Below are 21298 nucleotides of genomic sequence, written 5' to 3'. Positions count from 1 at the left end.
GCTCGACCGCTGCGCCGCAGATGCGCAGGGCCTCCTTCAGGTAAGAGCGGTCTCGGGCGCTATCGGCCCAGACGCCGAAATAGGCGATTTTGTCCGTTCGATTGCTTGAGAACATATATAGAACATAGCCTATCGTCGGTTAGGGCGCCAAGGAGGACGTATTCCTATCGGTCGCCCCGCCTGCAGAGCGGCGGGTCAGGCTCTAGGCCAAGTCCCGAGCGCCTGCCTCGCCGGGCTTTTCAGAGTCTCGGCCCAAGCGGGTGACGATCCTTCGCGCGGAGTAACTGGATGGGCTTGGCTTCGCCGGCTCCGCCGTCGCCCGTCAGCTGGTGAAGGCGACGGACGGCTCCGGACGAACCAGGCATAGGCAGCTCAACCGCCGTTGATTGTGCTGGAATGAGGTGTATCCATTGGCTACACTCCTCGCCATGAAAGACGCTGGGTTACGAATTCGGATCGATCGGGAGCTGCGCGAGCGCTTCCTTCAGGCCTGTCGCGCCGAGGATAAGCCTGCGGCGCAGGTCCTCCGCGACTTCATGCGCCGCTATGTCGAGGCCCAGGGAACAGGGAAAAAGTTGGAAACCCATGATCCTGGATAATAAGAAAAATGGGAAAGTGGGCGACGAGTTGCGGAAATACCTCACGGACGGCACAAAGCTCTCCGTCGTATCGGCGCTCTTTTCCATCTACGGCTTCGAAACGCTCAAGAAGGAATTGCGGTCCGTCGAGGGTGCGCGCCTCCTTCTCTGTCCCGATCAGGATAATGCAGAAAGCACGCCACGCTTCACGGCGCTAGCGGGTGACGAGTTTGAGCTGCGCTTCAAGAACCAGCTCAATCAGACGCAGGTCGCCAAGGAATGTGCGAAGTGGCTCCGCGAGAAGGCGGATATTCGGCTGGCGCGCAACCCGCGCGCCTTCGGGCAAAATGTGATTCTGGCGCGCGGCTCGAACGGTGCTGCGGTGGGCATTCAGGGCAGCTCATCGTTCACAAGCACGGGGTTGGGGTACTCGGATTCTGACCGACATCACATGAACATGTGCGCGACGGACGCGCCCAGCACGCAGGCAATGCTCGATTGGTTTGAGAGTATCTGGAGCGATCCCGCTGCCACCATAGACGCAAAAGACCTGCTCCTGAAGCAGCTTGACATGCTCGTGGACGATCAATCGCCTGAGTTCATCTATTTTCTGACGCTCTACAACCTATTCAAGGATTTCCTCGAAGATATCGACGAGGAAAATATCATCAAATCCAAGACCGGATTCAAAGACACGACCATCTGGAGCAAGCTTTATAAATTCCAGCGTGACGGCGTCCTCGGCGCTATCGACAAACTCGAAAAATACAATGGGTGCATTATCGCGGACAGCGTGGGTCTTGGGAAAACATTTGAGGCCCTCGCGGTCATAAAATACTACGAGCTCCGCAACGACCGCGTGCTGGTTCTGTGCCCAAAAAAGCTACGTGATAACTGGACAGTCTATACGATCAATGACCGGCGTAACCTGCTCGCATCGGACCGCTTTAATTATGATGTCCTGAACCATACGGACCTCACCCGCCTTCAGGGACGTTCCGGAGAAATCATTCTCGAATCCCTGAACTGGGGCAATTACGACCTCGTTGTCATCGACGAGTCTCACAATTTCCGCAACGCCAGCTCCGCCAAGGAAGGTCTGACCCGTTACTCGCGCCTGATGGATGAGATCATCCGCTCAGGCGTGAAGACGAAAGTGCTGATGCTTTCTGCAACGCCGGTGAACAACCGGATGAACGACCTCAAGAACCAGGTCGCTTTCATTACGGAAGGGATCGATCGTGCCTATGCCGATCAGGGGATCAACAGCATCGAGGAGACGCTGCGCAAGGCCCAAACACGGTTTAACAGCTGGCTGCGCCTCGGCGATGAGGCGCGCACTGTCGATTCGTTGCTCGACAGTATGAACTTCGACTACTTCAAGCTTTTGGACCTTTTAACGATCGCCCGGTCGCGCAAGCATATCGAGAAATATTACGACATCGCCGAGATTGGTTCCTTTCCCGAACGCCTGCGGCCGATCAACATCAAGTCAGATATCGACACAGAAAACCAGTTTCCGGCGCTGCGCGAGATCAACAGGACCATCCGCAAGCTGAACCTCAGCGCTTACGCGCCCCTCAAGTATGTTCGGGCAGACAAGCGCGAGGAGTACAGCCGCAAATACGACATCACCGTGAAGGGCGGCTCCTCCGTCTTCCGCCAGGTGGATCGTGAGCAGAGCCTCATCCACCTGATGCGCGTCAACCTACTGAAACGCATGGAAAGCTCAATCAATTCCTTTGCCATCACGCTTGGCAAGCTTCTCGCCGAGGTCGAGAAGCTTATTGATAAGCTGGAGAACCACAGCGCGTCGGACCTTGAAGAGCTGGGGATCGAGGATATCGAAACCGACGCGCCGGAGTTCGATGACTATCTGATCGGCCGCAAGGTCAAGGTCCTCATCAAGGACATGGATGAGCATCGCTGGCGGCAGGATTTGGAGGACGACCGGGCCAAGCTGCAAATGCTGCTCGACGAGGCCCGCAAGATCGAAGCGCAGCGTGATGCCAAGCTTCATAGGTTGCGGCAGCTCATCGCCGATAAATGCGCTGCGCCCATCAATCAGGGCAACCGTAAGATCATCATCTTCACGGCCTTCTCCGACACGGCGGCCTATCTCTACGACAATATCGCCGCGTGGTCACGGGACGAGCTGGGAATCTACGCCGCGCAAATCACCGGCAGCGGTACCAACAAAACGACCTTGCCGGGCCAGAGCACGCATTTCGACAGTCTGCTCGCTGCATTCTCACCGGTTTCCAAGGAGCGGAACAAGATCGACCCGTCTGCAATAGATCAGATCGACCTCCTGATCGCGACCGACTGCATCTCTGAAGGTCAGAATCTTCAGGATGCCGATTTCCTTGTGAACTACGACATCCACTGGAACCCTGTCCGTATCATCCAGCGCTTTGGCCGCATCGATCGGCTTGGCTCCAAAAACAAGGTGATCCAGCTCGTCAACTTCTGGCCCAATATGGAGCTGGACGAGTACATCAACCTTGAAGCGCGTGTGAGCGGCCGGATGGTCCTGCTCGATATCTCCGCCACAGGCGAGGAGAACGTGATCGAACAGGACGCGGCCGGGGCAATGAATGACCTGGAATACCGTCGCAAGCAGCTTCACCAGCTCCAGAGCACGGTCGTCGATCTTGAGGATTTGTCGGGCGGCGTCTCTATCACAGACCTGACGCTCAACGACTTCCGCATGGACCTGTCCGCCTTCATGAAGGATCATCTCCAGCTGTTGGAGCGGGCACCGACCGGTCTGCATGCCGCAGCCTCACTGGATGCCGCCCTCAAGCTCGACGGCGTGCCGCCCGGCGTGATCTTCTGCCTGAAGAATATCGGCAAGCCCCTAAACCGCGAGGACGGTTACGCGCTCGCCCCGTATTATCTGACCTATGTGGCCGATGACGGTGCCGTGCCGCTTAACTTTGTGCAGTCCAAGAAGATCCTCGACATCCTGAAGAAGCAGGGGCACGGCAAGCGCAGTCCCGATAGCGCGGCCATAGCACGCAAGAACGCCGTGACCAGGAACGGCAAGGACATGAGCCATTACCGCACGCTGCTGGAGGTGGCCGTCGCTAGCATTGTCGGCAAATCGGAGGAAAAGGGCGTCGAAAGCCTGTTCACCCGGGGCGGCACCAACCTGACCAAGGACAGCTTCCAAGGCATGGAGGACTTTGAGGTGGTCAGCTACATGGTGGTGAACGCGCCATGACCGTGATCCGCAGCGTCGAAGATTTCTACGAGAACATGGCCGTGTCTGAGGCCTGCGTCCTCGGCAAGCGCATCTTCAAAAAGCAGTTCTATGAGCACGGCCAACTGGGGGCGGCGGACAAGAAGGCCTTCGTCGAAGACATCGAGAGCATCGAATGGCGCTTCACCCTTAAGCCGTCCACCATCAACATTCCCAAGCTGGAAGACGACACCCACGAGTATCTTGAGATTGCCGTCCTTCAGGTCGTGCTGAGCGCCATCGAACGGCATACGCGGATCGCAACGGTGATCCAGAAAGCTATCCCTTATCCGTTGCTGATCTTTTTCGTCAGCGGGACCCGCCTGGCGCTGAGCGCCGCCGACAAGCGCATCAACCGTGCGGACGCGAACAAGATCGTGGTGGAGACAACCTACGACACGGGCTGGATCGACACGGCTGCAGTATTACCGGTCGAGGCGGCGTTTCTGGCCGACTTCCGAATCACCAATTTCAGCTACCGCAACCTGCATGACTTCTATCAGGACGCGGTGAGCCGCATCATCGCGCTCAACTGCGGTGCCCATTCGGGTCGATACGTGACTGGAGCGGGCGAGAAGCCGAAAGCCGTTAGGCTTGAGGCTTTGCGACAGATGGACAAGCTTCAGCAGGAGCGAGTGGAAACCCGCAACAAGCTGAAGAAGGAGAAGAACCTGGGGACGCAGGTCGGCCTGAACACCCGGATCAAGCAACTGAGTGATCGCATCGAGGCGATCCGCAACGAATTATGAGGGGGCGAGCCATGGACGCACTGAACAAGAAGGACGGCGAGAGCCTGAACATCGTCGAGGAAAACATCGAGGCGTTGAAAGCCGTTTTGCCGGACGCGTTCAGTGAGGATGGGATCGACTTCGAGGCCTTACGTCAGTTGCTAGGAGACGAGGTTGCGGAGGGCAACGAGAAGTATGGCCTCAATTGGCACGGCAAGAAAAAGGCAAGACAGATTGCGCTTACCCCTTCGACGGGAACACTGCGCCCTTGCCCAGAGGAGAGCGTGGATTGGGATACGACAAAAAATCTCTTCATCGAGGGCGACAACCTTGAGGTCCTGAAGCTTTTACAAAAGAGCTACGCGGGAAAAGTAAAACTGATCTACATTGATCCGCCATATAACACTGGAAACGAGTTCATCTATCCGGACAGGTATCAAGAAAACCTTGACACCTACCTCCGATACACCGGTCAACGCGGAGTCGATGGCTTCAAGACGACATCGAATTCGGAGGGCTCCGGGCGCTATCATACGAACTGGCTCAATATGATGCTGCCGCGCTTAAAGGTGGCTCGTACACTTCTGCGCAGCGATGGAATTATCTTTGTCTCAATTGGCGATGACGAGGAGCATAACCTTTCGATACTTATGAATGAAGTTTTCGGCGAAGAAAACTTTTGTGCACGATTTATTTGGAATACCGAAGGAAATACAGACAATCAGTATAAGATTAAAGTAAATCACGAGTATATACTTGCATACTATAAGAATGTCGAACACAGCAATGACGCAGTTGGTCGCGTGATTGATCCCAATACACCTGAAGACAGCAACTTGAGGAAAGGTTATGCTGATAATAATATAAATAAGAACAATCCTGAGAACCCACCCTCGATTGTTGAGCTACCGGTCGGCTTTCCTAGTTCTGAAGAAAGCTTGCAATACAAATCGAAAAAATTGGATCAGAATTTCTTTGACGTTACGCAGAATGAAAAGTTTATTTCTGATGAAATAAAATCTACTTATGGTTTAGAAAATAAATCTGGCTTGCCCGTTAAGCTCGATGATATGGTAGTTAATGACTATAAACTTACTCAACCGTGCAGAATCTATGTTGGCATGGCTAATAAGAATAAACTTCTTGAGTTTATCGCAAATGACTGCAGGCCGGTTATTGAGGATGGCGTTCCTATTTCGTTTTATATTAACTCAAATGCGGCGGTCAGATATCGCAAGCAAAACGAGTTTCCCCGAAATATATTGTCCGTCCTGCGAGGCATGGGGACGACAGAAAAGTCGAAAACATATCTGCGAAGGTTAGGGGTTTTTTACGACTACCCCAAGCCAGTCAACCTGATGAAGTACCTTGTTCAAATAGGATGTGAAAACAAAGACGGACTGATTTTAGACTTTTTTGCTGGTTCCGCTACGATGGCAGAAGCAGTTCTAGAGCTTAATGCTGAAGAAGGTAAGCATCGCAAATTTATGATGGTTCAGCTGCCTGAAAACTTGGAGCCTACGAAGAAGGAACAAAAAGCGGCTTACGAATTTTGTCTTGGCCGAAGACTTCCCGCTAATCTCGCGGAGATTGGTAAAGAGCGAGTTCGTAGAGCCGCTGCAAGGATTTCTCGTGAGAGCGTCAGCTATGCTGGTGACTTTGGCTTCAAAGTCTTCAAACTCGACGGCAGCAACATTCGCGCTTGGAACCCGGATGTTGCTGACCTTGAGAAGAGCCTGCTCGATCATGCGGAGCATGTTGTCGAGGGCCGGAGTGAACAGGATGTACTCTATGAGCTTCTGCTCAAGCGCGGTGTAGATCTGACCGTTCCGATTGAAGAGCGAAAAATCTTGGGCAAATCGGTCCATGCTATCGGCTACGGCGCACTGTTCGCCTGTCTCGACACCTCGATTAGCAAGGACGAGATCGAGGCACTTGGACAGGGAATCGTGGACTGGCACAAGGAGTTGGCACCGGAGGCGGACACGCAGGTCGTGTTCCGCGACAGTGCCTTTGCTGACGATATTGCCAAGACGAACATGGCTGCCATTCTAGAGCAGAACGGCATTGCTCATGTGCGCAGCCTGTAGGAGGAGGCGCACATGAAGCTGCATTTTGAAGACAACCTCGACTATCAGCAGACCGCCATCGAGTCTGTGGTTGACCTGTTCAAAGGCCAGGAGATCAACCGCACCGAATTCACCGTCACCTACCGCTCAGGCGATGACCGGCAGGGGACTTTCGGCGTAACCGAAAGTGAGCTTGGCATCGGCAACAAGCTGGAGCTGTTAGACGATGAGATTTTGGACAACATGCGGGAGATTCAGCTCCGCAACGGTTTGCGCCCTTCGGATTCACTCACAAGTGGCGACTTCACCGTGGAGATGGAGACGGGGACGGGCAAGACCTACGTCTATCTGCGGACCATCTTTGAGCTGAACAAGCGCTACGGTTTCACCAAATTCGTCATTGTCGTGCCGTCGGTTGCGATCAAGGAGGGTACGTACAAAACTCTTGATATCACCCGCGACCACTTTGAAAGTCTGTACCCCATGGCCAAGGGCTATGAGTACTTCCAGTACGATTCCTCGAAGCCTGGTACTGTGCGCAACTTCGCCACCAACCCGAACGTCCAGATAATGGTGGTGACCGTCGGTGCGATCAACAAGAAGGACGTGAACAACCTCTACAAGGAGAGCGAGAAGACCGGTGGCGAAAAACCCATCGACCTGGTGCGCGCCACCCATCCGATCATTATCGTGGACGAGCCGCAAAGCGTTGACGGCGGTCTCAGTGGGAAGGGCAAGGAAGCCCTAGACGCCATGAACCCGCTTTGCACGCTGCGCTATTCGGCGACGCATGTGAACAAACACCACATGCTTTATCGTCTGGATGCCCTGGACGCTTATGAGCGTGAGCTGGTCAAGCAGATCGAGGTCGCATCTCTGGAGGTCGAGGGCGGCAACAACAAGTCCTATGTAAAGCTGATATCAACCCAGAACGTCCGGGGATCGATCAGTGCGAAGATCGAGGCCGATGTGCTGCGCGGTGGCAAGGCGCACCGCGAAGTCTTCACCGTGGAGGATGGCGACGACCTGGAGCAGGAAACAGGGCGCGCCCTCTACGAGAATTTCCGGATTGGGACGATCACCTGCGGCAGAGACAACCAGTCAATGGAACTCAGCATGCCGGGAGGGGAGGTCCTGCTGAGGCCCGGTGAAGAAGTTGGCGGCGTCAATCCTGATGACCTGAAACGACTGATGATCCGCCGGACAATCAAAGAGCACCTGGACAAGGAGATGCGTTTCGCCGCGCAGAAGCGCGAGGTGAAGGTGCTCAGCCTCTTTTTCATCGATAGCGTCGAGTTCTACCGTCAGTATGACAAGAGCGGAAATATCGTGAAGGGCAAATATGCCCTGATGTTCGAGGAGGAGTATCGCAAACTCGCTCGACAGCCCGCTTATCAGACCCTGTTCGAAAAGGTCGATCTGGATGTCGAGGCCGACGAGGTCCACAACGGCTATTTCTCGATCGACAAAAAGGGCGGCTGGACTGAAACCGAGGACGGCAATCAGGCCGGTCGCGACAATGCCGAGCGCGCCTATAATCTGATTATGAAGGAAAAGGAGAAGCTGCTCAGCTTTGATTCGAAGCTGAAATTCATCTTCTCGCATTCGGCGCTCAAGGAGGGGTGGGACAACCCCAACGTATTCCAGATATGCGCCTTGCGCGACATTGGCACCGAACGCGAGCGGCGCCAGACTCTCGGCCGGGGCCTACGTCTTTGCGTCAATCAGAGCGGTCAGCGACTGCGCGGCTTTGATATCAACACGTTGACCGTCATTGCGACGGAGAGCTACGAACAGTTCGCCGAGAACCTTCAAAAAGAAATCGAGGCCGACACCGGCATACGTTTCGGCGTGGTCGAGAAGCACCAGTTTGCCGCCCTCACAGTGACCGCAACCGACGGCACGACATCGCCACTGGGCGTGGAGAAATCGGAAGAGGTCTGGAAATACCTTAAGGACAAAGCTTTCCTCGATGGCAGGGGTAAGGTGATGGATACCCTCCGGACCGCCCTGAAGGAGGACACCTTGGAATTGCCCAAGGAGTTCGCGGAGCAGGAAGACGGCATCAAAGCGATCCTACGCAAACTTGCCGGGAAGCTGGAAATCAAGAACGCCGACGAGCGGATCACGATCCGTACCCGTGAAGCCATTCTGGAGAGTGAGGACTTCAAGGCACTCTGGGAGAGGATCAAGCACAAGACCACCTACCGCGTCGAGTTCGACAACGCGAAACTGATTGAGGATTGCGCCCGGGCGATCACCGATGGGCCGCCGATCACCAAGACGCGCGCGCAGTTCCGTCTGGCGGATATTGCGATCGGCAAGGGGGGCGTCGAAGCACGGGAGACATCGGCTTCCGGATTCACGGCGATCAATGAGACAGACATCCAACTGCCCGACCTGCTCACCGACCTTCAAGACAAAACGCAGCTGACGCGGCACAGTCTGGTCAAGATTCTTACGGAAAGCCGTCGGCTGAACGACTTCAAGAAGAACCCTCAGGAATTCATCGAGCTGGCAGTCGAGGCGATCAACCGCACAAAGCGCCTCGCTCTTGTGGATGGCATTCGTTACCAGCGGATCGGCGACGAACACTATTACGCGCAAGAACTATTCAGGCAGGAAGAGCTGACCGGTTACCTGAAGAATACGGTCAAGACGCAGAAGTCCGTCTACGAGCACGTCGTCTACGATTCGGCCGGCGTGGAGAAGCGCTTCGCCGAAGAGCTTGAAGCCAACGAGGCAATCAAGATTTACGCGAAGCTGCCGGGTTGGTTCAAGGTGCCGACCCCCCTAGGCACTTACAATCCCGACTGGGCTATCCTGGTCGAGATTGATGGCGAAGAAAAGCTGTACTTTGTCGTGGAGACAAAAGGCAGCAGCTGGTGGGACGACCTCCGGCATAAGGAAGGAGCGAAGATCGCGTGCGGGAAAGCCCACTTTGCGGTGCTGTCGCAACAAGAAGGTACGGCGCGGTTTGTTAAAGCCACCTCGGTCGACGATGTCTTGAAGTATGAGCATGCCAAATGATGCAAAGACAGGCCCGTGGGAATCGTCTAAGGGGGCAGCGTGGCACGTCGGCCCGGTAATACCCTTGAGAAATGGGAGGTGGCTCTCGTCAAGACCATGTTGGCCCGGAAGTACATTCCGCAAGACATTCAGTCCTATTTTTCGCGACCCACACGATCAATCAATCATGCCCGCGTCTCCGAAATCCGGGACGGCACGAAGCACAAGGCGGTAAAGCCCGCCACAGACGCCGAACTGGACGCCTTTCTCGCGGCTTGGCCGAACATCGATCCGACGACGGGCCTGCACCTGCAAGGGGACGAGTTGCTGGTCAAGGCACGCGAAGCAATGATCGCCGCCGTTCATACGTTCAACAGTGCCGGGCTGCATTTTCGGGCTGAGCTCTTCATCGTGACTAGTATCATCGCATGGACCTACCTCCTCCATGCTTTCTACAAGCGCGAAGGCATCGACTACCGTTACAAGAAGGGTGGAGCGGTTGAAAAGACACCCACGGGAGCAGACAAATACTGGGAGCTGGGCCAGTGCCTTGCCCACGGCAAGTGCCCGCTAGACAAAGGCGTCATCAACAACCTGAACTTCCTGACCGAGATACGCCACGAAATCGAGCATCGCTCCACGAACCGGATCGACGATGCCCTGAGCGCCAAGCTTCAGGCCTGCTGCATCAACTTCAATGATGCGATCAAGGCGCTTTTCGGCAAGGAATTTGCGCTGGAGAAGCGCCTGCCGATCGCGCTGCAGTTCGTAACCTTCGACGGGGCGCAAAGGGCGGGGCTGGTCGGCGCGGACCTGCCAGGGCATATCGCTGCCGCGATGGACAATTTCCACAACTCGCTTTCTGAGGCGGAGCAACGCGACTTGAAATTCCGCTATCGCGTTGCCTTCGTCCCCAAGGTGTCCGGCAAAGCTTCAAAGTCCGACCTGGCTGTCGAATTCATCAAGCCCGGCTCGCCGGAGGCCGAAGCCGTCGAGCGGGTGCTGCTCAAGGAAGTCGAGCGGCCGAAATACCTGCCGTCCGAGATCGTCACCAAGGTCCAGACCGCCGGGCATGGCGCTTTTAACATGCACGATCACACGTTGCTGGCAAAGCAGCTTGATGCCCGCAAGCCCGCCAAGGGCTACGGCGTGATGGTCGCCAAGACGTGGTACTGGTACGAGCACTGGTACGAAAAGGTGCTGGAGAAGCTGGTGGAAGGATGGACTCGGCGATGACATCCATGTTGCCGGAAGACGTGGTAATGATCCCATTGAACAATCCGAGCCTGTCGGTACGGGTAGTTACTCTGTTTAAGGGAAAGGAGCCCGGCCCCTTCGCATTCCTTCAAGGCATGCGCTCTGGCGTCCTGAAAATACTGAATCCTGATCCCGAGAAGACCGAAGCGGCCATGGGGTATCGCCGTAAAGAAGGCTGTTATCAGAGAATGCTGGCAGACAAGCTGCCGGCGGAATTTGATGCGGTGGTTTCACCGCCAAGCCGTATGGCATGGCAGGCAGAACCGTATCGTCGAGCAATATGTCGGAAAAATCCGTCTGCAATCGATTTGACACCGCAGTTTACGCGCACGGGCAACGCGCTCGCCGGTGAAGAAGCGACACTCGCCCAAATCACCGCGCAGCTGCAATATGTGCAAACCGGGCAAGAGAGAGACATCGGACGCTTGATAATTGTGGATGATACATTCACCAGAGGCACGACCGCAGCCGCGATTACTGGAGTCCTTAGGGAAAACGGACTCCGGGAGGACTGCGAGATCGTCGTCGCGTGTCCCTTGTGGCTCGATACCTTTTCACCAGAATTGGGCGAAGAGACCGACTGAGATTGTAATCGTCTCAAGAATTACAGCTCAGAAACAATCACATACGAGTTCCCAGTTTCATCCTCTCCGGCGCACCAATAAACACAAGGGCTTAGGCGGAAACGCCTGAGCCCTTTGCTTTTTCGTGGCCGAAACCTGCGCTGTTACTCGGGCGATGAGGGCCGGAATGGCCTTGGCGCGTGCAGGCAGCAAGCACGCGAATGATCGCGCGCAGCATGGCGCGCGGCAAATGTTGCCCCTTGCGCTAAGAACTACTGATCGGAAGGGTAAAAGCCGGCGCCGCGGATAGCGCCGGAATCGTTGCCTTGGTGAATCGGCGCACCGCGGGTGCCTGATTCACTCTGTGTTGAAACGGCACGAAGGCACGCGGCAAGCACTATGCCGCGCGCTCAGAAGTTGACCTTGACCCCCGGCAGCCGCAGCGCCTGCATCAGCTCGCGCAGCTCTTGCCGCGCCGCGACGTTGGAGATGTTGAGCGTTTCGACCCCGACATCGCGCAAATCAAGCAGGGTCAAGCCGCGCGGGAACAATTCGCGAAAGATCACGCGTTCGGAAAAACCGGGGGCCACTCTGAAGCCGATGCGCCGTGAAAGCTGTTCCAGCGCCGCGCCGACCTTCTTCTTGTTGTGCATCTGTTGCGCCCCAAGCCGGTTGCGCAGCACCACCCAGTCGATCGGCTTCAAGCCCGCCCGCGCCCGCAATTGCCGCGCAGCCCAAACCATCTCGGAATAGATCGAGGGGCCGGTAACGCGGCTAGTTTCAGGGTCGATTCGGGCCAGCAGATCAAAGTCGATGAAGCTGTCGTTCAACGGCGTCACCAGCGTATCGGCCAGCGAATGGGCCACTTGGCTGAGCCGCGTGTGGCTGCCGGGGCAATCGATGACAATGAAATCGACTTCGGTTTCCAGCGCCGAAACCGCTGCTGAAAGCCGGTGGTCAAAGACGTTTTCGTTTGGGCCAATGCTGGCCGCGTCAATCTCGGGCAACTCGTGAAAGCTCGGGCTGGGAAGATCTAGGTTCTCGCGGGCAAAAAATACGCGGCGGTTCTCTATGTAGCGCGCGAAGCTTTGCTGGCGCAGATCCAGATCAAGCGCACCGACCCGGTGCCCCATGCGCACCAGTGCTGTCGCCACATGCATGCATGTGGTCGATTTGCCGGTGCCGCCCTTTTCATTGCCCATCACGATGATATGCGCCACGGGTCTGCCTCCGGGATGAAACTAAAAAGGCGCGCCGAACGGGGCGCGCCTTGACTATATCTTGTGCGCTTCGATTGCGAAAGCGCAAGCGGATCAGAAACCGAGGCCCGCGTATTTGTTCTTGAACTTCGAGACGCGGCCGCCGGTATCCATCAGCTTGGCCGAGCCGCCGGTCCATGCCGGGTGCACCAACGGATCGATTTCCAGCGACATTTGTTCGCCTTCCTTGCCCCAGGTGGAGCGGGTGCGGAACACGGTGCCGTCGGTCATCTTCACGTCGATGAAGTGGTAGGTCGGGTGAATGTCTTTTTTCATGGCGCCGCTCCTTACGCTTCGTCTTTGGCTTTGTAGTTGCCCAATTCTGCGATACGCGCCGATTTGCCGCGGCGGTCGCGCAGATAGTAGAGCTTGGCGCGGCGCACACGGCCACGACGCACTACTTCAACACTGGCGATGTTGGTCGAATAGAGCGGGAACACGCGTTCGACGCCCTCGCCGAACGAGATCTTGCGCACGGTGAAGCTGGCAGCAAGCGTGTTGCCGCCTTTGCGGGCGATACAGACGCCTTCATAGGCCTGCACACGCGAACGCGTACCTTCGGTCACCTTGTAGCCAACGCGAACGGTGTCGCCGGCTCTGAAATCGGGAATGGTCTTGCCGAGCGCAGCGATCTGCTCGGCTTCGAGTTGCGCGATAATGTCCATCGCATGTCCTTTCTTGTGCCCACGGTTTCCCCGTGAAGATGTGCGCGGCCTCAGAGCTCTTGGTCTTCATTCGGGTCCCTGTTGTGCGCTGCACAATAAGCCCGCCAGAGATCAGGTCGTCTTTCCTTGGTCAGCCTTTCGGCCGTGGTCCGCCGCCAGTCGGCAATTTTCGCGTGATGGCCGGATTGAAGCAGTTCCGGTATCGCGCGGCCTTCCCATTCGGTCGGTCGAGTGTAGTGCGGGTGTTCCAGCAGCCCATGCGAAAAGGATTCCTCCTCGGTGGACGACTGATTCCCAAGCACGCGGGGTATAAGGCGGACGGTTGCATCAATCAAGACCTGTGCAGCGATCTCGCCGCCGGTCAGGACGAAATCGCCAATGCTGACCTCTTCGACCCCGAAATGGTCAAGCACACGCTGATCAACGCCTTCGAAGCGGCCGCAAAGCAGGGTCATGCCATCGGCCTTGGCATAGCTGCGCGCCATGTCTTGGGTAAGGGGCCGCCCGCGCGGTGACAGGTAGATGACCGGCCACTTGGCGCGATCGGGCGGCGTGCCGATGGTGGCCTCGGCCAGCGCTGCGCCTACAACATCGGCGCGCAGCACCATGCCCGCGCCACCACCTGCGGGATTGTCGTCTACGTTGCGGTGCTTGCCGATCCCGAAGGGGCGCAGGTCGATTGTCTCAAGCGCCCAGAGCCCCTCGGCCAGTGCTTTGCCGGTCAGCGAAAGGCCGAGCGTGCCGGGAAAGGCCTCTGGGAACAGCGTCACGATCCGCGCTGTCCACGCACCCGCAAGGCGCGTGGAATCGGCCATCAACTCGCGCGGCTTGAGCGAGGCGGAAATGGCCACGCGGCCATGCGATTTTGTCTTGGCGGTGCCTTCGTCGGTCATTCGACCTCCTCGGGCGGGTTCACCACGATGCGGCGCGTGGCAAGGTCCACAGTCGGCACGATGGCGCGCGTGAAGGGCAGCAGCAATGCCGACCTTGCGCCGGGTACGAACACTTCGAGAATGTCGCCTGCGCCGTGGTTGTGCACGGCGCGCACCTCACCCAACCGTTGCCCGCCGGTATCGACCACCTCAAGGCCGATCAGATCGGCGTGGTAGAACTCATCATCGGGCAGCGAAGGCAGTTTCGACTTTTCGGCCCAGAGCGTGGCACCTTTCAGCGCATCGGCCTGTTCCTTCGTCGCAATCCCACCCAGCCGCGCGCCAAAGCCGCCCGTCACGGGCCGCGTGATCTTGACGCTGAAGGTGCGTGCGCGGTCTTCGCTATATAGCGGAGCGTAGCGCGCGATGTCCTCGGGCCGGGCGCAAAAGCTTTTCAGCCGCACCTCGCCCTGCACGCCAAAGGCGCCCGCAATGGCACCAACGCAGATCAACTCTGGGCTGCTCATCGGCCACGCTCCACGAATGGGGGCCGGGCAAGTGCTGCCCGGCCCGATACTGTCTGCTTAAAGGCGCAGATTACTCGGTGACTGCGGCCTTGGCGGCCTTTTCTTCGGCGCGCTTCTTGGCTTTCTCGCCCGGCACTGCGGCCTTGGGGTTCGACCGCGTGGTTTTTGCGATCAGGCCAGCGGCTTCGAGGAAGCGCGCGACGCGGTCGGTCGGCTGCGCGCCTTGGCTCAGCCAGTATTGCACGCGCTCGACGTTCATCTTGACGCGGTTCTCGTTGTCTTTGGCCAGCAGCGGGTCATAGATGCCCAGCTTTTCGAGGAAGCGGCCATCGCGCGGCATGCGCGAATCCGAAGCCACGATCGAGTAGTGCGGGCGCTTGTTAGAGCCACCACGGGCCAGACGGATTTTCATCGACATTTCAGTATCTCCTTGGGTTTGGTTGTGCGCGGCGGTGCCGCTATTTCTGAAACTGCTCGTGATGCCGGATCACTTCGGAAATCACGAAGGTGAGGAACTTCTTGGCGAATACGGGGTCGAGGTCCGCCTCGCGCGCCAATTCTTCGAGCCGCGTGATCTGTTCGGCCTCGCGGAAGGGGTCGGAAGGCGGCAGATCGTGCTGTGCCTTCAGTTGGCCCACGGCCTGCGTGCGTTTGAAACGCTCGGCCAGGGTGTAGACGAGTATCGCATCCAGCCGGTCGATGCTGTCGCGATGCTCTTTCAAAAGCGCGGCTGCGCGGGCGATCGCATCGGTCATGCGAGGGTCTCCGGTCTTGAGTGGCGAAACACCAGCGTCGGCTCGTCGCCGGGATGCGCCGCGCCGGGTTCAATCACTGCATCAAGGCGTTTAGCCAGCGCGATAGAGCGCGCATTTTCGGGGTCAATGTAGCTGACAGCAGTGGCCCAGCCGAGCACGCCAAAAGCATAGTTGCGTGCGGCTTGGGCAGCTTCGAATGCATAGCCCTTGCCTTCGGCCTCGGGGGACCAAATGCTCCAGGCCAACTCTTGCTCGGGCCAGTTCTCGGGGAACCACGGGCCGGCCATGCCAAAGGCTTCATCCGTGCCCTTTTGCGCTACTGCGAACATGCCGTAGCCGCGCAGCACCCAGTGGCCGACAAGGTGGCCAAAGGCGCGCCATGCGCGCTCGCGCGTGACGGGGCCGCCGACATAGCTCGCGCGATCCGAGGTGAGAAAGGCGGCGAACGCTTCCCAATCGCGCATCGCCGGAACGCGCAGCGTCAGGCGAGCGGTGTGCAGAACCGGGGCTCCGGTGAGCGTGATCATGCGGCACTCCCCTCGGGCGCGGGATGACGGAACACCAGATCGTCGGGGTGCGGCCCGCGTGCGGCGGGGTCCAGCACTGCCCCCAGCCGCTTGGCCAGCGCGGCCGAGCGGGCGTTGTTCGGGTCGATGTAGCTGACTGCGGTGGACCAGCCGAGATCGCGGAACACATGGTCGCGGGTGGCTGCGGCGGCCTCATAGGCAAGGCCCTTGCCCTCGTCCGCGACATCCCAGAGCGCCCAGCCAAGCTCGGCCTCGGGCCAGTCGATCGGGTGATAGGGGCCGATAAGGCCGATCGCTTTATCCACGCCTTTACGCGTAACGATGAAAGAGCCGTAGCCACGCATCACCCAGTGCCCGATGTGGTGGCAAAACGCCCGCCACGCCCGGTCATCCGTCAGCGGGCCGCCCGAAAACTCTGACCGTGCGGTGGCGAAATACGCCAGCCACTGTGGGAAGTCGGCCGGGCAGGGCGCGCGCAGCGTCAGCCGCTCGGTCTGCAAAACCGGGGTGCCGGTCAACGCGATCATTGCGCCACCGCCTGCGCGGGGTGGCGCCAGCAAAGGGTGGAATCGGCGTCCTCGGGGTTTTGCGGGCCTTCACAGACCGCGCCCAGTTTTTCGGCAAGGCGGATCGAGGCGGTGTTCTTTGGGTCGATCAGGCTGACCAGCGGCGCAAGGCCAAGCGTTGCATAGGCCCAGTCGCGCGCGGCAACAGCGCCCTCATAGCCAAAACCTTGCCGTTGATAGGCGGGGTAGACCAGCCACGCGAGTTCCGGCTCGTCGCGCCAGATCGGGTAATAGATGCCAACGCGACCAACCGGCGCGCCGGTTGCGGATTCGGTCATCCAAAACGGACCATATCCCCGAAGCGTCCAAAGCCCTGCAACGATCGCAACACCTTCCCACGCATCGCGTGGCCCAACGGGCCCGCCCAAAAAGCGTGACGCATCGCTGGCGCAAAAGGCGATGAAAGCCTCTGCGTGCGCGGCCGAGGCCGGGCCTAGCGTCAAGCGCGCTGTATGAAGCGTGGGCGCGATCATTTCTTGCGGCCAAGCCCCAGACCTGAAAGCCCGCCCGGAAGCTTCATCCCGCCCGGCGCACCGGGAAAGCCGCCACCCATGCCGCCTGCGGCCTTCATTGCGCGCGCGGCTTCTTCCAGTTGCGCGGGGTCCATGTTCTTCAGGTCGGGCATACCGCCCTTGCCGCCCATCATGCCCTTCATCGCCTGCTTGAGCATTCCGCCCTTGCCCATCTTCTTCATGGTGTCGGCCATCTGGCGATGCATCTTGAGAAGCCGGTTCAACTCGGCCACTTCAAGCCCGGCACCGGCCGCGATGCGCTTTTTGCGGCTGGCTTGCAGCAGATCGGGGTTGGCACGTTCCTTTTTGGTCATCGACCCGATCAACGCGATCTGGCGGCGCAGAATACGGTCGTCGAAACCGGCGGCTTCTGCGGCCTTGGCCATTTTGCCCATGCCCGGCAGCATCCCCATGACACCCTGCATCCCGCCCATCTTCAGCATCTGCTCTAGCTGGCCGCGCAGGTCGTTCATGTTGAACAGACCTTTCTGGAAGCGCCGCATCATCCGCTCGGCCTGCTCGGCTTCGAACGTTTCCTGCGCCTTTTCCACCAGCGCCACGATGTCGCCCATGCCGAGAATACGGCCCGCGATGCGGTCGGCTTCAAAGGTCTCTAGCGCGTCGGTCTTTTCGCCAAGGCCGACAAAGCGGATCGGCTTGCCTGTGACGGCGCGCATCGAAAGTGCGGCACCACCGCGCCCGTCGCCATCCATCCGCGTCAGCACGACGCCGGTGATGCCGACCTTGGCCTCGAACTCGGTTGCGACGTTGACCGCGTCTTGCCCGGTCAGACCATCGACCACCAGCAGCGTCTCGCGCGGGTTCGTGGCATCGCGCACCGCTTGCACTTCGGCCATCAGCACATCGTCGATGTGCAAGCGGCCAGCGGTGTCGAGCAGATAAACGTCGTAGCCGCCCATCGTTGCCTGTTGGCGCGCGCGTTTGGCAATATCGACCGGCTTTTGCCCCGCCACGATCGGTAGCGTATCGACGCCGATCTGCGTGCCAAGGATCGCCAGCTGTTCCATGGCCGCCGGGCGGTTCACGTCAAGCGAGGCCATCAGCACACGCTTGCCCTGCTTTTCCTTCAGGCGGCGGGCGAGCTTGGCGGTGGTGGTGGTTTTACCAGAGCCTTGCAGGCCGACCATCAGAATCGGTGCGGGCGGGTTGTCGATTTTCAGCGCATCGGGCGCGCCGTCGCCTGCCAGCACCCGGATCAGTTCGTCATGGACGATCTTTACGACCTGCTGGCCGGGGGTGATGGATTTCGTAACCGCCTGACCCTTGGCCTTGGCCTCGACCGCCTTGATAAAGTCGCGCGCGACTGGCAGCGAAACGTCTGCTTCCAGCAGCGCCACCCGCACTTCGCGCAGCGCGGTGGCCACATCGGCTTCGCTCAGCGCGCCCTGCTTTGTCAGCCGGTCGAACACGCCGCCAAGGCGTTCAGATAGGTTCTCGAACATCGCGCGCCCTCCGGGCAGCGGCAAAGACCGTTGGCGCCAGTGGGCGCAACGCGCTGACTGACGGCGATCCCTGCAATAAGCAAAGGGACCGGAAGCAAAGTACTTCCGGGAATTGCGCTGGAATTAGTGGCAAAGCGCGCCCGAGTCAACGGGGGCGCGCCTTGCCGCCGCGCCAAACCGCGCCACTGACCGCCCGGCGGCCAAGGCGCAGAGATCAACATTGCGAAAACGAACGGAAACGCGCAATATGGGTGAGGATTGTTTATGGGTGCACAGATGGGCTTTGACAATTGGGATGAAATCCGCACCGCCTATCAGGTGGCGCGCGCCGGCACGGTCAGCGGCGCAGCCGAGGTGCTGGGCGTTCACCATGCAACCGTCATCCGCCATATCGACGCGCTGGAGGGGCGGCTGGGCGCGCGGCTTTTTCAGCGCCACCCGCGCGGCTACACCCCGACCGAGGCTGGGCAGTTGCTGCTGGCGGTAGCGCAGGCGACCGATGACCAGTTTGCCCAACTTGGCGCGCGCATCGCTGGCGTGGGCGAAGATGTCTCGGGCGAGTTGATCATTACGTCGCTGCCGAACCTGTCGCAGATGGTGCTGCCAGCGCTGGCGCAATTGGCGGCCGAGCACCCCGCTGTGCGGCTGCGCTATATCACCGATCTGCGCGTCTACCGGCTGGAATACGGCGAAGCGCATGTGGCTATCCGCGCTGGCGCGCGCCCGACCGAACCCGACAATGTGGTGCAGCTGCTTTGCGCGCGCGAAAGCGCACTCTACGCCACGCCCGCCTATATCGCCGCGCATGGTGTGCCCCGCAGCGACGCCGAACTTGCAGAGCACGTATTTGTGGGGGCCGAGCCGGGCAAATCCCGCGCGCCCTATCATCACTGGCTGGCCGCGCATGTGCCAAGCGAAGCGATGGTGTTTGTGTCCAACGAGTTTGACGCACAACTGGGGGCGGTGCGTGCAGGTATCGGGCTTGGCTTCTTGCCGGTGACCGAGGCGCGCGCTGACGCGGGGCTGGTCGAGGTGATGCCGCCGCGCCCCGAATGGTCGGCTGCACTCTGGCTGGTCACGCATGTCGATCTGCACCGCACCCCCAAGGTGCAGGCCGCAGTTCGGGCGCTGAAGGCTGCGGCCGCTGTCTGCCCGGACGAAGCCTAATCGGCACCCTTTTCCGCAGACCGTTCGAACAGCCCCGCTAGCGCACCGCCGACCAGCGAGCGCACCTTGGGGCGCGGCAGCGCGGTAAAGGGCAGCGGGCGGCACACCTCCATCGCGGCAATTCCGACGCGGGCAGTCAGCGCGCCATTGACCACGCCTTCGCCAAAGCGGCGCGAAAGCTTGGCCATGAGGCCACCGCCAGCCATCGTTTCGACCAGATCATCGCCCGCTGCCACAACCCCGGTGGCCACCAGATGCATCATCACCGCGCGCGCCAGACGCCACGAGCCAAAGGTGCCCGCCCGGCCACCGTATACCTCGGCGATGCGGCGGATCATGCGCAGGTTGGCGGTCAGGGCCGCCACCACATCGGCCAGCGCCAGCGGCACCAGCGCGGTTACGGCCGCCACTTGCCGCGCCGCTGCCTGCACCTCGGCGCGGGCCGCGGCATCAAGGGGTGTCAAAAGCTCGGTTTCGGTCAGCGCTAGAAGGCTTGCACAATCAAGCATTTCCGCCTCGCGCTCTTGCAGGCGGGCGCGCGGCCATGCCAGTTCCTCGCGCGCGGCGTATAGAGTGCGAAGCCGCGCCACCACCTCGCGCGCCGCTGCAAGATCGCCCGAGACGATCGCGGCGGTTGCGGCGCGGTGCACCCGGTCAAGCCGCGCCAGCCGCGCCAACGCGGCCAGTTCGCGCAGCGCCACCAGTGCTGCGGCCAGCAGAAACGCGCCCAAAAGCCCGGTGCCCAGCCACCCCAGAATCGGATGCGCGGCGATCAGCCCGGTCATAAAGTTCCACGCCGCGACCGACACCAGAAACCCCACCAGCGCCATAGCCGCCTGCCAGAAAAACCGTGTCAGCCGCGAGGGTCGCCGCGCCGCAAGACGCGTGGCAATCTGCATGGCGCGCCCCTGTGGCGGGGGCAGCGCGCCAAGATCGGGCACCGGAGGCGCATCGGCGGGCGTGGGTGCAGCCCCTTCGAGTTCGATCAACACGGGGCCGCGGCGGGGGGTGGTCATCGGCGCATCCTCACAGCTTGTCGCCCAAAAGGAATTCGGCAGCGCGGTCTAGCCTGATATGCGGCGGCCCGTCGCCGGGCTTCAGCCGCACTTGCGCCGGGCTGAAAGCCATCATGGCGTAATCGGCATCAAGCCATTTGGCCGCCCCCTGCCGCGCGGGGGTCATCAATTGCGCCGGATCGTCTGGCAGCGCGCCCGGATAAAACGCGGCCTGTCGCCCGCTTGCCAGCGTGCCGCGCACGGCGTCAAGCGGCGCGCCGTTGTGGGACAGCGTTTCTTCGGTGGTGGTGCGCAGCGCGGCAATTGCCAGCGCCTGGGTGCGCGCGCCGGCAAAGTCGGCTCGGTCGCGCGCCTCGCGCAGCATCGCCTGCATGATCGCGGTCAGTTGCGGGTGTTGCGAATGGTGCAGATGGTCGGCCTTGGTGGCGGCAAACAGGATACGGTCGATCCGTTTGAGCCCGATCAGCCGCGCCAGCCGCCCCGAACGCCCCGGCCGGAACGCGGCAAGGATTTCGGCCATT

General features: G+C 59.6%; 21 protein-coding genes. 8 read left to right on the top strand and 13 right to left on the bottom strand.

Annotated features, from left to right (window positions below; translation table 11 throughout):
* The first annotated feature begins 410 nt into the window (after positions 1-410).
* The 7 genes from ABY403_RS00105 to ABY403_RS00075 are packed head-to-tail and all read left to right on the top strand — an operon-like array spanning position 411 to position 11469.
* The gene (locus tag ABY403_RS00105; RefSeq protein ID WP_372837462.1) at positions 411-599 is read left to right on the top strand and encodes a plasmid-related protein; all 189 of its coding nucleotides are present in this window, start codon (positions 411-413) and stop codon (positions 597-599) included.
* Positions 600-615: 16 nt separating this feature from the next.
* On the top strand, positions 616-3804 hold the full coding sequence (locus tag ABY403_RS00100) for a helicase-related protein (RefSeq protein ID WP_372837461.1): 3189 nt from the start codon (positions 616-618) through the stop codon (positions 3802-3804).
* Positions 3801-4571, top strand: a complete 771-nt coding sequence (locus tag ABY403_RS00095) for a DUF4391 domain-containing protein (protein WP_372837460.1) — start codon at positions 3801-3803, stop codon at positions 4569-4571. The genes ABY403_RS00100 and ABY403_RS00095 overlap by 4 nt, the downstream gene beginning before the upstream one ends.
* Before the next feature lie 11 nt (positions 4572-4582).
* Positions 4583-6640: a site-specific DNA-methyltransferase gene (locus ABY403_RS00090; protein ID WP_372837459.1), complete on the top strand. Its 2058-nt coding sequence runs from the start codon at positions 4583-4585 to the stop codon at positions 6638-6640.
* A gap of 12 nt (positions 6641-6652) precedes the next feature.
* Positions 6653-9649 carry a type III restriction-modification system endonuclease gene (locus ABY403_RS00085; RefSeq protein WP_372837458.1) on the top strand — a complete coding sequence of 999 codons (2997 nt, stop codon included), beginning with the start codon at positions 6653-6655 and terminating at the stop codon, positions 9647-9649.
* A gap of 39 nt (positions 9650-9688) precedes the next feature.
* Positions 9689-10864, top strand: coding sequence for a DUF3644 domain-containing protein (locus tag ABY403_RS00080; RefSeq protein ID WP_372837457.1), 1176 nt, complete (start codon positions 9689-9691; stop codon positions 10862-10864).
* Entirely contained in the window at positions 10861-11469 is a 609-nt protein-coding gene (locus ABY403_RS00075; RefSeq protein ID WP_372837456.1) for a phosphoribosyltransferase, read from the top strand. Before ABY403_RS00080 ends, ABY403_RS00075 begins: the two co-directional genes overlap by 4 nt.
* Before the next feature lie 389 nt (positions 11470-11858).
* Here the strand turns inward: ABY403_RS00075 and ABY403_RS00070 are convergent, their stop codons facing one another.
* From ABY403_RS00070 to ffh, 11 genes are all read right to left on the bottom strand, one after another.
* Positions 11859-12668 carry a division plane positioning ATPase MipZ gene (locus ABY403_RS00070; RefSeq protein WP_372837455.1) on the bottom strand — a complete coding sequence of 270 codons (810 nt, stop codon included), beginning with the start codon at positions 12666-12668 and terminating at the stop codon, positions 11859-11861.
* 93 nt (positions 12669-12761) lie between these two features.
* The gene (gene rpmE, locus ABY403_RS00065) at positions 12762-12983 is read right to left on the bottom strand and encodes a 50S ribosomal protein L31 (protein ID WP_372837454.1); all 222 of its coding nucleotides are present in this window, start codon (positions 12981-12983) and stop codon (positions 12762-12764) included.
* An 11-nt stretch (positions 12984-12994) separates the two neighbouring features.
* Entirely contained in the window at positions 12995-13372 is a 378-nt protein-coding gene (rplS, locus tag ABY403_RS00060) for a 50S ribosomal protein L19 (protein WP_372837453.1), read from the bottom strand.
* A 50-nt stretch (positions 13373-13422) separates the two neighbouring features.
* Positions 13423-14265, bottom strand: coding sequence for a tRNA (guanosine(37)-N1)-methyltransferase TrmD (gene trmD, locus ABY403_RS00055; RefSeq protein ID WP_372837452.1), 843 nt, complete (start codon positions 14263-14265; stop codon positions 13423-13425).
* Positions 14262-14771 (bottom strand): ribosome maturation factor RimM, encoded by a 510-nt coding sequence (rimM, locus tag ABY403_RS00050; RefSeq protein WP_372837451.1) that lies wholly within the window; start codon positions 14769-14771, stop codon positions 14262-14264. Before rimM ends, trmD begins: the two co-directional genes overlap by 4 nt.
* Before the next feature lie 70 nt (positions 14772-14841).
* The gene (gene rpsP / locus ABY403_RS00045) at positions 14842-15189 is read right to left on the bottom strand and encodes a 30S ribosomal protein S16 (RefSeq protein ID WP_372837450.1); all 348 of its coding nucleotides are present in this window, start codon (positions 15187-15189) and stop codon (positions 14842-14844) included.
* Between the two features lie 40 nt (positions 15190-15229).
* Entirely contained in the window at positions 15230-15526 is a 297-nt protein-coding gene (locus tag ABY403_RS00040) for a chorismate mutase (RefSeq protein ID WP_372837449.1), read from the bottom strand.
* Positions 15523-16053, bottom strand: coding sequence for a GNAT family N-acetyltransferase (locus ABY403_RS00035; protein ID WP_372837448.1), 531 nt, complete (start codon positions 16051-16053; stop codon positions 15523-15525). Before ABY403_RS00035 ends, ABY403_RS00040 begins: the two co-directional genes overlap by 4 nt.
* Positions 16050-16580, bottom strand: coding sequence for a GNAT family N-acetyltransferase (locus ABY403_RS00030; RefSeq protein ID WP_372837447.1), 531 nt, complete (start codon positions 16578-16580; stop codon positions 16050-16052). The genes ABY403_RS00035 and ABY403_RS00030 overlap by 4 nt, the downstream gene beginning before the upstream one ends.
* The gene (locus ABY403_RS00025; protein WP_372837446.1) at positions 16577-17092 is read right to left on the bottom strand and encodes a GNAT family N-acetyltransferase; all 516 of its coding nucleotides are present in this window, start codon (positions 17090-17092) and stop codon (positions 16577-16579) included. Before ABY403_RS00025 ends, ABY403_RS00030 begins: the two co-directional genes overlap by 4 nt.
* Entirely contained in the window at positions 17089-18594 is a 1506-nt protein-coding gene (gene ffh / locus ABY403_RS00020) for a signal recognition particle protein (protein WP_372837445.1), read from the bottom strand. Before ffh ends, ABY403_RS00025 begins: the two co-directional genes overlap by 4 nt.
* A gap of 276 nt (positions 18595-18870) precedes the next feature.
* Between ffh and ABY403_RS00015 the strand changes: the two genes are divergently transcribed.
* A complete protein-coding gene (locus ABY403_RS00015) occupies positions 18871-19761 on the top strand; it encodes a LysR family transcriptional regulator (RefSeq protein ID WP_372837499.1) in 891 nt (296 codons plus the stop codon).
* Here ABY403_RS00015 and ABY403_RS00010 read toward each other — a convergent pair.
* Together ABY403_RS00010 and ABY403_RS00005 are read right to left on the bottom strand one after the other, a co-directional pair.
* Entirely contained in the window at positions 19758-20777 is a 1020-nt protein-coding gene (locus ABY403_RS00010; protein WP_372837444.1) for a YcjF family protein, read from the bottom strand. The genes ABY403_RS00015 and ABY403_RS00010 overlap by 4 nt on opposite strands.
* A gap of 10 nt (positions 20778-20787) precedes the next feature.
* Positions 20788-21298: YcjX family protein (locus ABY403_RS00005; RefSeq protein ID WP_372837443.1), on the bottom strand; the 511-nt coding region annotated here is incomplete at its 5' end.

Origin of the sequence: Phaeovulum sp., assembly GCF_041596715.1 — a bacterium.
Classification (GTDB): Bacteria; Pseudomonadota; Alphaproteobacteria; order Rhodobacterales; family Rhodobacteraceae; genus UBA6213.
This window is presented reverse-complemented; position numbering and strand designations above follow the sequence as displayed.